Below are 12,522 nucleotides of genomic sequence, written 5' to 3'. Positions count from 1 at the left end.
ACCGTAAGTCAGACTCACGATCAAATGGGTCGAATACTCTCTTCATCCAGTTCTGCATCGAAGTAACGCTGCAGGGTCTGAATGTTATTATCCGCGATAATTGCCTCACGCGCCTGCGCGAGCTTCTCTTCATAAATGGCCTGACGCCACTCCAGCGGCGTACGGACCGCCGGATTATCATCTTCAATGATAGTCAATTCAACCGGCGCGCCCTGTAATGTGGAGAGCGCCTCAGTCAGCACCTGCTGCGCGCTCGCCGAATTCAGGTGACGCTGGCCCGGACGCAGATGCAGGCAGATGCGGTTGCCCTCCTGCTCACGCCAGGCGTTGAGCGCAACCTGTTCCACCAGCTTCGGCAGCTTCAGTTTACTGACCTCTGCCGCCCAGGCATCGCGCGCAAGCGACTCTTCCGCCAGCTTCGCGGAGAGCTCCGGCGTCTTCTCGTGCTCCAGCGCCTTTTTCAGCGCCTTCGGCGTGGCAATCTCCACCTTCACCTCTTCGGTGACGGTGGTGGCTTTCCAGCGATAGGCTTCTTGCTTCACCGGCGCCTTCGGCTCAGAAGTGACCGATGCCGAACGCGACTGAACACGATCCGTGACCGAAGCCAGACGTTCAAGCGCGGCGTTATTTACCGGCCGCGCTCTTGCAGGCGCTGCCGGTTCACTCTTTTTTGGTCTGGGTGCTCCCTGCGCGCGCTGTAGCTGGCTGCGGGCAGCAAGCACCGAACTGGTGGCGTCCGACAGCGGCACATTTTGCGGCGATGGCGCTGCCGGCTGTACTGGTACCTGCTGCGGTGACATAACCGCCGTCGGCGCGGCCGGTGCGAACGACTGCGGCTGCACCTCGGGTTCCGGCAACGGCATGCGCGGATGGAATGCCAGCGCGCGCAGCAGGGTCATCTCAACCCCCATACGTCTGTCGGGCGCGAACGGCAGCTCTTTGCGGCCAATTAACAGGGTTTGATAGTAAAGCTGTACATCCGTTGGCGGAATGGTTCGCGCCAGCTCGCGCATCCGCTGTTCAATCGCGGCCATATCCGGGCCCAGCGCCGCCGGGGAAAGCTGCACCATCGCAATACGGTGCAGCAGGCTAAGCATCTCAACCAGCAGGGCTTCCCACTCCACGCCGCGTGAGGCCGAGGCGTTGACCAGCTCCATCACCCGCTCGCCGTTGGCCTCGACAACCGCTTCAATCAGCGACAGTGCCTGATCGTCATCCAGCGTGCCGAGCATGGTGCTCACCGCCTGAGTGGTCAGCTTGCCGTCGCCGCTGGCAATCGCCTGATCGGTGAGGCTGAGCGCATCGCGCAGGCTGCCATCGGCGGCACGCGCCAGCAGCTGCAGCGCCCGCGGTTCATGGGCAACCTGCTCTTCGTTCAGGATGTATTCGAGCCGATCGCGGATCTGCGTGACGTCCAGCGCCTTCAGGTGGAACTGCAGACAACGGGATAAGATAGTGACCGGCAGCTTTTGCGGATCGGTGGTCGCCAGCAGGAATTTAACGTGTGCAGGCGGTTCTTCCAGCGTTTTCAGCAGGGCGTTAAAGCTGTGGCGCGAAAGCATGTGCACTTCATCGATCAGATAGACCTTGAAGCGGCCACGCGCCGGGGCGTACTGGACGTTATCCAGCAGATCGCGGGTATCTTCGACTTTGGTGCGCGATGCGGCATCGATCTCAATCAGATCGACAAAGCGCCCCTGCTCAATTTCACGGCAGTTATCGCACACGCCGCACGGCGTGGCGGTGATCCCGGTTTCGCAGTTAAGGCCTTTCGCCAGCAAACGGGCAATAGAGGTTTTACCGACGCCACGGGTGCCGGAAAAAAGCCAGGCGTGATGGATACGGCCTAGCGATAAGCTGTTCGCCAGGGCGGTCAGCACATGTTCCTGGCCGACAACGTCAGCAAAGGTTTGGGGTCGCCATTTACGGGCTAACACCTGATAACTCATGGGCAGGCTCTGCAACGCTGGAAGGTGGATATTCAGGGGGGTAATGCTAACACAACCTCACCCGTTGGGCGAGGTTGCGGGCGGGAGGATTAATGTCCCGGGAATGGCACGAGGCTGTAGCTGGTGATGCCCTGTTTTTCGAGGCGCTGTTCACCGCCTAGATCGAACAGGTTGATGATAAAGGCCGCATCGGTTACTTCACCACCCAGGCGACGGATCAGCTTCACGGTCGCTTCAATGGTGCCGCCGGTGGCCAGCAGATCGTCAACCACCAGCACTTTATCGCCTGGCTTGATCGCATCAACGTGGATCTCAAGCTGGTCGGTGCCGTACTCCAGCTCGTAGCTCTCGGCGATGGTTTCGCGAGGCAGTTTGCGCGGTTTACGCACCGGTACAAAGCCCACGCCCATTGCCAGCGCAACCGGGGCGCCAAACAGGAAACCACGGGCTTCGGTGCCTACAACTTTGGTGATCCCAGCGTTCTTATAACGCTCAACCAGCAGTTCAATGCTGAGCGCGTACGCTTTTGGGTCTTCCAGCAAGCTGGTGACATCACGGAAAAGAATGCCAGGCTTCGGATAATCCTGGATGCTTTTGATGCTGTTTTTAAGAAATTCAAGCTGCTGCGCAGTTGCGGTCATAAATGGATGCCTGATGAAAACGGTGTTACTCACGGAGCGGATAAAGGGTTGGTCAAAGTAACAATTGTTTAACCTTTAACCAGGCCCGCCCGTGCTCGAAAACGGTCGAATTTACTGGCTGCGCACAAGAAATGCAACAGTCAGTCTGAGGATTATTGCTTTTGTTGCTTTTCATCAACAACGGGGATCCGCCACATGAAAATGAGCAGGCAAGTGAGGATCGCCAGCAGCAGGATCCGTACCCACATCATTTTGACCAGCCATAATGAAATGGCGAAGGTCACCAGGATCAGCGCAATGGCCCGCGGCTTAGCCCCGGGCGGCATCGCACGGTACTGTTGCCAGTGGCGCAGATAGCCGCCAAACCATGAGCGGTACAGCAGCCAGTGGTGAAAACGTGGCGAGGAGCGGGCAAAGCACCACGCCGCAAGCAATATAAAAGGGGTAGTCGGCAGAAGGGGTAAAACGACACCCAGCGTGCCGAGCACTACCGCAAGCCAGCCAATGATGATTAGAATAGTACGCTGCATAATGCGAATCGGTATCAAACTGAACGGCTACTGTACCACTGGAGTGCGGATTGAAAACAGCCTTGCTTTTACAGACACTGCAAAATCAGCTGTCGGCCCTGCGCACGCAGGCCTCCCCGCTGATGCAGCACGCCACGCTGAAGCCGCGCTTTGACCGGCAGCTGTTCCGCACCCGCAGCACGGTGATGAATGCCTATCTGGATGAAGCCCAGCACAACCTGGATGAGCTGCGTCACGCCGTGGAAAAGGGGCAATCTGAGCAGGTGGCCTGGCTTGCCGGTCATCTGGCGGAACAGATTGCCGCCCTGCATCGGGAGATTGTCGCCTGGCCGCTACGCGTCTGGGACAGTTCCTCTGCCGGGACCACAAAATGGCAGCGCAAGCGTCTGGAACACCAGGAGTTTGAACGTCGGCTCTGTGAAATGAAAAATGAACGCACGGCGCGGCTGAATCAGGCCGAAACGCTGGAAGAACAGCAGATGCTGATGCGTGAAATCACCGCCCTGGAAGGACGGCTTGAACGTTGCCGCAAGGCACTGGATGACATTGAACGCGTTATCGCGCGTCTGACCCGTTAACAGGAGTAGTGTGTGTCACTGGAAAACGCCCCCGACGAAGTCAAGCTGGCCGTCGACCTGATCATGTTGCTGGAGAACCATGCTATCCCCACTGAAACAGTGCTGAAAGCGCTGGAGATTGTGAAGCGGGATTTTGAAGGGAAATTACCCTCCCCCCTGCCCTCTCCCTGAAAGGGAGAAGGCGAGAGCGAGGGGGCGCATCACGCTGGGGTCGGATCGTCACCCTTAATGTCACGTTTCACTTCAGTGTGCTCGTCGCCCTTCTCATTGCGCAGATGCACTTCCAGCTGGTTAAACGCGATATTGATGTTGTTCTCGCGACACATACGTTCGATAGTGCGGTTCAGTTCATCCACCGTATAACTGCGATCGCGCAGTTCACGCACGTACAGACGCAGCTCATGATCTAACGTACTCGGCCCAAAGGTCGTAAAGAAGACGGCTGGCTCCGGATCGTGCATCACTTTTGGATGATCCATCGCCGCTTTCAACAGGACATTTTTCACCGTCTCCAGATCGGAACCGTAGGCCACGCCGAGGCGGATCACCACGCGGGTGATGGTGTCCGACAGCGACCAGTTGATCAACCGCTCGGTGACGAACGCTTTGTTCGGGATGATCACCTCTTTGCGATCGAAGTCAGTGATGGTGGTCGCACGGATACGGATCTTGCTGACAGTGCCCGAGAAGGTGCCGATGGTGACGGTATCGCCGATACGCACCGGACGTTCGAACAGAATAATCAGGCCGGAGACGAAGTTCCCGAAGATCTCCTGCAAACCGAAACCAAGGCCCACCGACAACGCCGCCGCCAGCCACTGCAGTTTGTCCCACGACACCCCGAGCGAACCGAAGACGGTCATGGCACCCACCACCAGAATCACATAGTTCAGGATGGTGGTAATGGCGTAGGAGGCCCCCTGGCGCATATTCAGGCGCGAGAGGATCAATACCTCCAGCAGGCCAGGTAAGTTGCGGATCAAGGCCCATGCCACCACCGACGAGACCAGCGCAAACAGCAGGCTGCCCATGGTGACGTTTTTCACCACTGCGGCCCCCGCTTCGGTGCCGCTGTAGTGCCATAGCGTAATGCTATCGAGATAGGCAAAGACGGTGATTAAATCAGACCAGATCGCCCAGAACATCACGCCGAACAGAGCAATCATCACCAGCATGGTAATACGCAGCGTCTGCTGGTTGACCTGCTCCAGGGCGATGGTCGGCTCTTCCTGCGGTTCAGCGCCTTCGGCCCCCTCTTTCACCATATTCTGCCGACGCGCCAGCGCGCGGCGATAGGCAATACGGCGGGCGGCAACGCTCAGCCCGCGCAGCACGGTCTGATAGAGCAGGTTCCAGAAGATCACCAGATAGACGGTTTCAATCCAGCGCCCTGACAAACGCAGGGTGGTATAGAAATAGCCGGTGGCCGTCAGCACCATCAGCGCGACAGGGATAATAGAGAGTACGGTGACCGTCACCAGGCGAATGGTATGCGACTCTTTGTCACGCCAGCTGTCACGGAATATCGGCCACATCAGGACGCTTATCAGTAGCAGGTTAAGCAGGATCACGAACTGCCCCAGCACATCATCCATCAGATGGAGCGGAGAGAGTTCCGCCACCACCGACCAGAAGTGCAGCGGCAACAGCGCCAGGCTGATGCGCACAATCTGGCGGCGCCAGTGACTGGTCAGCTGCGCAGGCATATTGAAGTGGCTCACCGCCACGCCGTCTTTTTCCAGCACTTTCCAGCACAGGCCAAAGACCAGCCAGAACAGCGCCAGCTTTTTGCTGAAGGCCCACAGCAGATCGCTGACGTTGAGCTGCATGGTGAGCAGAATCAGCCCCGCAGCCAGAATTAACAGGCAGACCGGCAGGGCGCGGATCAGATCGATAAGAATCGCTTTTGGGGTATGAAGCTGGCTGTCATTACGCAACTGCCCGACTTCATTCGCCAGCTTCGCCTGGTACTTTTTCAGCCAGCCAAGACGCCAGCGGATTAAACCGGCAATCAGCAACAGCGGCAGACCCGCCAGGAAGGCAAAGGCCACCGCCGGGCCGGCTTTTTCCCAGTTAACGGTGATTTTCATCCCATTAATCTGGTCTTTTAGCATGCCCGGGAAGGATTTTATCCAGTCCCAGTCCATCGGTTTGTTGCTGTTCACCCAGAAGATTTGCTGGGTGAGGATCTCCTGCAGGCTTTTGGATACGCTCACCAGCTGTTGCTGGTTGATCTGCAGGTTAATGGCCATCATCAGCTGATTACCCAGCTGTTTGTTCATCTGGTCCAGCAGCTCGCGGCGCATATCCACCACCTGCAACAGCGCGTCGTGGACCTCTCCATTGACCTCGCTTTTGTGCCCCTCTTCCAGCTTCGCCACAAAGGCATCGCTCTGGAACAGGGCGTCGCGCTGCTGGTTGACCTCAAACTGCTCCAGGCGCAGATCCGCAATGCGGTTGGTCATGTCCTCCAGCTCATCGGCGGAAGGTAAAGTTTGCTGCTGCTGATAAAGGATACGCGACAGTAGCAGGCTGCCTTTCAGGACGGCAATCTGCTCTTTAATATTGCGTTCCGACTGCAGGGCGCGATCGAGCCAGTTTTTGACTTTAATGTTCTGCTGAACCAGCGAGTTGCCGTTTTCGGTGGCGGTTATCAGACGCTGGCTGAGCTGGTGGTTAACATCCAGCTCTTGCTTCACCAGCGGGTTTTCCTGGATACGCGCGGTTTCGTCCGGGTTGATGGCCTCCTGAGCGGTTTTCTCCGTCAGGGTCAGTCGCTTGCTGTTAACCGCCTCCTGCAGCAGTTGCAGTTGATGCTCCAGACGGTTGATGTTCGCGGTGACGTAGTCGCGCTGTTTTTGCAGGGTATCCTGCAGGACGGTATTGCCTTCCAGGCTCTTGCGCTGCTGTTCGATCTGGGCATTCAGCAGCTGCTGCTGCGTCATGAGCAACGTTTGCTGCGTGGGGCGTAACGCCGCCTCGCCCACCGCGGTGCCGTTCAGACGATTGCGGATCTGCTGCAGCTCCTGAGAGGCGGTATACATCGCGTTCTGTACGCGCTCCGGCTGAGTTTGCAGGGAAACCAGCTGGCTGTTGTAGGTTGAGAGATCGCTCTGGGCGGTTTGTAAGTCGTCGAGCAACTGCGATACGCGCAGTTCCAGCTGGCGTAATGAGAGCGTGGCCAGCGTTTTGCGGGTTTCGTCATCATTGTCCACATCGCTCAGCGCATTCAGGCTTTCGGTCGCCTTACGCATCGCTTCCGGCGCCTGGGCCACTTTCTGGCGTAATTGTGTGGTTTCGGCCTTGATCCGCTCAAGCTTATCAATAGTCTCAAGGGTTTCCGTCAGGTCTTTTTGCACCAGCTTATCCTGCGGATTGAGCTCTTTTTGTTTGCTCAGGGCATCAAGCTGGCTCTGAATATCTGCCCGGGTTGGCGTGTCGCTGGTGTTATCACCACGTGCAAACGCAACCGGGGAGGCCAATAAGGCAAAAAAGAGAAGCAAAATAAAGGCAAAAACAGGATGCGATTGGCGTGTGTAGTGCGACATAGTAATGTGTAATTTGTGTGATGAATGACCGGGATGACCGGCGTGAAGAATATCACGGCAGTCGAAAGCAAAATAGCGTGAACTGTTGGCTCCTGGATAATTCCTGGGAGTCAGGCCAGAAGCGGCTCAGGCTGCGCCCGTAGCGTGGGACAGAGCTGGTACATCTCCAGCAGGATCGCGACATAATCACGGGCTTCACGTTGCAGATCAAAAGTCTGGGGAGCAAACAGCCAGTTTTCCATAATGCCGGAAATATAGCTGCGCATCAGAATGGCGGCGCGACGGGTCAAAAGATTAGCCGGGAGCATATTGGCTTTAATACAGTGCGTCAGGGTTTGTTCGATCCGGTCGTAACTGGCCAGACAGAGACTGCGCTGCGCCTGCTGCACCACCGCCATCTCCCCAACAAATTCACATTTATGGAAGATGATCTCCATCATAAGACGACGTCGTTCTTCAATAACTGTCGCCTCAAGGATATAGACCAGAATCTCTCTTAAAACTGAGAGTGGATCGTCAGGGAATTTTGCCCGATACTCAGTCTCAAGATCTCCAATACTGGATTCTGAAAGCTCCCAAATTTCGCCGAATAAATCTGACTTATTTTTGAAATGCCAGTAAATCGCTCCCCGGGTAACCCCAGCAGCCTGAGCAATCTGTGCCAGAGAGGTGGAGGAAACCCCCTGTTGCGAAAACAAGCGTAAAGCGACATCAAGGATGTGTTGGCGTGTTGCAAGTGCTTGTTGTTTGGTTTTTCGTGCCATGCGCAGGTGAATTTACAGGAGCCAGATTTACATACATTTATGAATGTATGTACCATAGCACGACGATAATATAAACGCAGCAATGGGTTTGTGGACGCTTGATCCATTGATCAATTTGAAATCGGAAACTCGAGGTTTACATATGAACAAAAACAGAGGGTTAACGCCTCTGGCGATCGTTCTGATGCTCTCAGGCAGCTTAGCGCTTACAGGATGTGACGAAAAACAGGCTCAACAAGGAGCGCAGCAGGTGCCAGAAGTTGGTGTCGTGACGCTCAAAACCGAACCTCTCCAGATGACAACAGAATTACCCGGCCGAACCAGCGCTTACCGTATTGCTGAAGTGCGTCCACAGGTAAGTGGCATCATCCTGAAACGTAATTTTACTGAAGGCGGCGATGTTAAAGCGGGCGAGTCTCTGTATCAGATTGATCCTGCAACCTATCAGGCGAACTACGAAAGCGCAAAAGGCGATCTGGCCAAAGCGCAGGCTGCTGCAAAAATTGCCCAGCTGACCGTCAACCGTTATCAGAAACTGTTGGGTACGCAGTACATCAGCCAACAGGAATATGACAGTGCGCAGGCGGATGCCCAGCAGGCTAACGCTGCGGTCGTCGCTGCGAAAGCTGCCGTTGAAACCGCGCGTATCAACCTGGCCTATACCAAAGTGACCTCCCCTATCAGCGGCCGTATTGGTAAATCCGCGGTGACCGAGGGTGCGCTGGTACAGAACGGCCAGACCACTGCGCTGGCAACCGTGCAGCAACTTGACCCGATCTATGTCGATGTCACTCAGTCGAGCAACGATTTCCTGCGTCTGAAACAGGAGCTGGAAAACGGCACCCTGAAGCAGGAAAACGGCAAAGCAAAAGTTGAACTGGTTACCAGCGACGGCATCAAGTTCCCCGAGACCGGCAGCCTGGAGTTCTCTGACGTGACGGTTGATCAGACTACCGGTTCAATTACCCTGCGCGCCATCTTCCCGAACCCGAACCATACGCTGTTACCGGGTATGTTCGTTCGCGCCAGCCTGGAAGAAGGGATCAACCCAACCGCACTGCTGGTACCACAGCAAGGCGTGACCCGCACCCCGCGCGGCGATGCCAGTGCGATGGTGATTGGCGCTGAAGACAAAGTCGAAGTCCGTCAGATCAAAGCAACCCAGGCGATTGGTGATAAATGGCTGGTGACTGACGGTCTGAAAGATGGCGATCGCGTCATCATTACCGGATTACAAAAAGTTCGCCCAGGCGCCAAGGTAAAAGCGCAAGAGGTCACGTCTGACAATCAACAACAAGCCTCAGCAGGCGGTCAGTCAGAACAACCTAAGTCTTAACTTAAACAGGAGCCGTTAAGACATGCCTAATTTCTTTATCGATCGCCCCATTTTCGCGTGGGTGATCGCCATTATCATCATGCTAGCCGGGGGACTTGCGATCCTGAAGCTGCCTGTCGCGCAATATCCAACCATTGCGCCGCCAGCAATTTCAATCGCCGCAACCTACCCAGGGGCTGATGCCAAAACGGTGCAGGACACCGTCACGCAGGTTATCGAACAGAACATGAACGGTATCGATAACCTGATGTACATGTCCTCCAACAGTGACTCAACCGGTACTGTTCAGATCACCCTGACCTTCGAGTCAGGTACGGATGCGGACATTGCCCAGGTTCAGGTACAAAACAAACTGCAGCTGGCGATGCCACTGCTGCCGCAGGAAGTACAACAGCAGGGTGTGAGCGTGGAGAAATCCTCCAGTAGCTTCCTGATGGTTGTCGGCGTTATCAACACCAACGGCACCATGACGCAGGAGGATATTTCCGACTACGTGGGCGCTAACATGAAGGACGCTATCAGCCGTACTTCTGGTGTCGGTGACGTTCAGCTGTTCGGTTCTCAGTACGCGATGCGTATCTGGATGGATCCGAACAAACTGAACAACTTCCAGCTGACGCCGGTTGACGTGATTAACGCCATTAAAGCGCAGAACGCCCAGGTTGCAGCCGGTCAGTTAGGCGGTACGCCGCCGGTTAAAGGCCAGCAGCTGAACGCCTCGATCATCGCCCAGACGCGTCTGACCTCTGCGGATGAGTTCAGTAAGATCCTGTTGAAGGTGAATCCGGACGGTTCTCAGGTGCGCCTGCGCGACGTGGCGAAGGTGGAACTGGGTGGTGAAAACTACGACGTGATCGCGAAGTTTAACGGCCAGCCGGCATCCGGTCTGGGGATTAAACTGGCGACTGGCGCCAACGCCCTGGATACCGCGACGGCGATCCGTGCCGAACTGAAGAAAATGGAACCGTTCTTCCCGTCAGGCCTGAAAATCGTCTACCCGTATGACACAACGCCATTCGTGAAAATCTCCATCCACGAGGTTGTGAAAACGCTGGTAGAAGCGATCATTCTGGTCTTCCTGGTCATGTATCTGTTCCTGCAAAACTTCCGTGCGACGTTGATTCCAACCATCGCCGTACCGGTGGTTCTGCTCGGCACCTTTGCTATCCTGGCGGCCTTTGGCTTCTCGATAAACACCCTGACGATGTTCGGGATGGTGCTGGCGATCGGTCTGCTCGTGGATGACGCCATCGTGGTGGTCGAAAACGTCGAGCGTGTGATGTCCGAAGAGGGACTCCCGCCGAAAGAGGCGACCCGTAAATCGATGGGCCAGATCCAGGGCGCACTGGTCGGTATCGCCATGGTGCTGTCGGCGGTATTTATCCCGATGGCCTTCTTTGGTGGTTCTACCGGTGCGATCTATCGTCAGTTCTCGATCACTATCGTTTCCGCGATGGCCCTGTCGGTACTGGTGGCACTGATCCTGACCCCGGCCCTGTGCGCTACCATGTTGAAACCGGTGGCAAAAGGCGATCACGGCGAGAACAAAAAAGGCTTCTTCGGCTGGTTTAACCGTATGTTCGATAAGAGCACGCACCACTACACCGACAGCGTGGGCAACATCCTGCGCAGCACCGGTCGTTATCTGCTGCTCTACATCATCATCGTGGTCGGCATGGCCTACCTGTTTGTTCGTCTGCCAAGCTCCTTCCTGCCGGACGAAGACCAGGGCGTATTCCTGACCATGGCTCAGCTGCCAGCGGGTGCTTCCCAGGAACGTACCCAGAAAGTGCTGGATGAGGTGACGGATTACTACCTGAACAAAGAGAAAGCCAACGTTGAATCGGTGTTTGCGGTTAACGGCTTCGGCTTTGCGGGTCGTGGTCAGAACACCGGTATCGCCTTCGTCTCTCTGAAAGACTGGGCTGAGCGTCCGGGCGACGAGAACAAAGTTGAGGCCATTACGGGTCGTGCGATGGGCACTTTCTCGCAGATTAAAGATGCGATGGTCTTCGCCTTTAACCTGCCAGCAATTGTTGAACTGGGTACGGCAACCGGCTTTGACTTCCAGCTTATCGATCAGGGTGGTCTGGGCCATGAGAAACTGACTCAGGCGCGTAACCAGTTGTTTGGCGAAGTTGCGAAGCACCCTGACCTGCTGGTTGGCGTTCGTCCGAACGGCCTGGAAGATACGCCGCAGTTCAAAGTGGATATCGATCAGGAAAAAGCCCAGGCGCTGGGCGTCTCTATCAGTGACATCAATACCACACTGGGCGCAGCCTGGGGCGGTAGCTACGTCAACGACTTCATCGACCGCGGTCGCGTGAAGAAGGTCTACGTGATGTCTGAAGCGCAGTACCGTATGTTACCAAGCGATATCAACAACTGGTATGTGCGCGGCAGCAACGGACAGATGGTGCCATTCTCAGCCTTCTCCACTTCACGCTGGGAATACGGCTCGCCGCGTCTGGAACGTTACAACGGTCTGCCATCCATGGAGATCCTGGGTCAGGCGGCACCGGGCAGAAGTACCGGTGAGGCCATGAACCTGATGGAAGAACTGGCAGGTAAACTGCCAGCAGGCATCGGCTACGACTGGACGGGGATGTCCTATCAGGAACGTCTGTCCGGCAACCAGGCCCCTGCCCTGTATGCCATCTCCCTGATTGTGGTCTTCCTCTGTCTGGCGGCGCTGTATGAGAGCTGGTCGATTCCGTTCTCCGTTATGCTGGTCGTTCCGCTCGGCGTTATCGGCGCCCTGCTGGCCGCCACGTTCCGTAGCCTGAATAACGACGTTTACTTCCAGGTGGGCCTGCTGACAACCATTGGCTTGTCGGCGAAGAACGCGATATTAATCGTCGAATTCGCCAAGGATCTGATGGATAAAGAAGGGAAAGGCCTGATTGAAGCGACGCTGGAGGCGGTACGTATGCGTCTCCGTCCTATTCTGATGACCTCGCTGGCCTTTATCCTCGGCGTTATGCCGCTGGTTATTAGCTCGGGTGCAGGCTCCGGTGCACAGAACGCCGTAGGTACCGGTGTAATGGGCGGGATGGTGACCGCAACCATCCTGGCCATCTTCTTCGTGCCGGTCTTCTTCGTGGTCGTACGTCGCCGTTTCAGCCGTAAGAACGACGAAACCGAACACAATCATCCGGTGTGATGACCCCGATTCA

Annotated in this window: 9 protein-coding genes and 1 other annotated feature; of the genes, 4 read left to right on the top strand and 5 right to left on the bottom strand. The window is 56.1% G+C overall.

Annotated features, from left to right (window positions below; genetic code table 11):
* Positions 1–20: 20 nt before the first annotated feature.
* From dnaX to FHC51_RS10540, 3 genes are all read right to left on the bottom strand, one after another.
* Positions 21–1,949: a DNA polymerase III subunit gamma/tau gene (gene dnaX, locus FHC51_RS10550; RefSeq protein WP_114387765.1), complete on the bottom strand. Its 1,929-nt coding sequence runs from the start codon at positions 1,947–1,949 to the stop codon at positions 21–23.
* Positions 627–691, bottom strand: a sequence feature (DnaX frameshifting element). Its footprint overlaps the gene before it by 65 nt.
* Before the next feature lie 89 nt (positions 1,950–2,038).
* Positions 2,039–2,590 carry an adenine phosphoribosyltransferase gene (gene apt, locus FHC51_RS10545; protein ID WP_010428187.1) on the bottom strand — a complete coding sequence of 184 codons (552 nt, stop codon included), beginning with the start codon at positions 2,588–2,590 and terminating at the stop codon, positions 2,039–2,041.
* A 152-nt stretch (positions 2,591–2,742) separates the two neighbouring features.
* Positions 2,743–3,120 carry a DUF454 family protein gene (locus tag FHC51_RS10540; RefSeq protein WP_103824072.1) on the bottom strand — a complete coding sequence of 126 codons (378 nt, stop codon included), beginning with the start codon at positions 3,118–3,120 and terminating at the stop codon, positions 2,743–2,745.
* A gap of 50 nt (positions 3,121–3,170) precedes the next feature.
* Here FHC51_RS10540 and priC point away from each other — a divergent pair, with 50 nt between their 5' ends.
* The gene (priC, locus tag FHC51_RS10535) at positions 3,171–3,698 is read left to right on the top strand and encodes a primosomal replication protein N'' (RefSeq protein ID WP_220435467.1); all 528 of its coding nucleotides are present in this window, start codon (positions 3,171–3,173) and stop codon (positions 3,696–3,698) included.
* A gap of 12 nt (positions 3,699–3,710) precedes the next feature.
* Positions 3,711–3,869: a pleiotropic regulatory protein RsmS gene (gene rsmS / locus FHC51_RS10530; protein ID WP_103824070.1), complete on the top strand. Its 159-nt coding sequence runs from the start codon at positions 3,711–3,713 to the stop codon at positions 3,867–3,869.
* A 29-nt stretch (positions 3,870–3,898) separates the two neighbouring features.
* Here the strand turns inward: rsmS and mscK are convergent, their stop codons facing one another.
* Both mscK and acrR read right to left on the bottom strand, forming a co-directional pair.
* Positions 3,899–7,246, bottom strand: a complete 3,348-nt coding sequence (gene mscK / locus FHC51_RS10525; RefSeq protein WP_220435466.1) for a mechanosensitive channel MscK — start codon at positions 7,244–7,246, stop codon at positions 3,899–3,901.
* 110 nt (positions 7,247–7,356) lie between these two features.
* The gene (acrR, locus tag FHC51_RS10520; protein WP_103824068.1) at positions 7,357–8,010 is read right to left on the bottom strand and encodes a multidrug efflux transporter transcriptional repressor AcrR; all 654 of its coding nucleotides are present in this window, start codon (positions 8,008–8,010) and stop codon (positions 7,357–7,359) included.
* Positions 8,011–8,152: 142 nt separating this feature from the next.
* Between acrR and acrA the strand changes: the two genes are divergently transcribed.
* Positions 8,153–9,346: a multidrug efflux RND transporter periplasmic adaptor subunit AcrA gene (gene acrA, locus FHC51_RS10515; RefSeq protein ID WP_103824067.1), complete on the top strand. Its 1,194-nt coding sequence runs from the start codon at positions 8,153–8,155 to the stop codon at positions 9,344–9,346.
* A gap of 22 nt (positions 9,347–9,368) precedes the next feature.
* A complete protein-coding gene (gene acrB / locus FHC51_RS10510) occupies positions 9,369–12,509 on the top strand; it encodes a multidrug efflux RND transporter permease subunit AcrB (protein WP_103178504.1) in 3,141 nt (1,046 codons plus the stop codon).
* Positions 12,510–12,522: the final 13 nt, after the last annotated feature.

The organism is Leclercia sp. EC_58 (assembly GCF_019584355.1).
Classification (GTDB): domain Bacteria; phylum Pseudomonadota; class Gammaproteobacteria; order Enterobacterales; family Enterobacteriaceae; genus Enterobacter.
This window is presented reverse-complemented; position numbering and strand designations above follow the sequence as displayed.

Bases quoted from the DNA above. Each gene is read 5' to 3' on its own strand.
- acrA (WP_103824067.1), top strand. From the start codon at position 8,153: ATGAACAAAAACAGAGGGTTAACGCCTCTGGCGATCGTTCTGATGCTC.
- acrB (WP_103178504.1), top strand. From the start codon at position 9,369: ATGCCTAATTTCTTTATCGATCGCCCCATTTTCGCGTGGGTGATCGCC.
- FHC51_RS10540 (WP_103824072.1), bottom strand. From the start codon at position 3,120: ATGCAGCGTACTATTCTAATCATCATTGGCTGGCTTGCGGTAGTGCTC.
- acrR (WP_103824068.1), bottom strand. From the start codon at position 8,010: ATGGCACGAAAAACCAAACAACAAGCACTTGCAACACGCCAACACATC.
- mscK (WP_220435466.1), bottom strand. From the start codon at position 7,246: ATGTCGCACTACACACGCCAATCGCATCCTGTTTTTGCCTTTATTTTG.
- apt (WP_010428187.1), bottom strand. From the start codon at position 2,590: ATGACCGCAACTGCGCAGCAGCTTGAATTTCTTAAAAACAGCATCAAA.
- dnaX (WP_114387765.1), bottom strand. From the start codon at position 1,949: ATGAGTTATCAGGTGTTAGCCCGTAAATGGCGACCCCAAACCTTTGCT.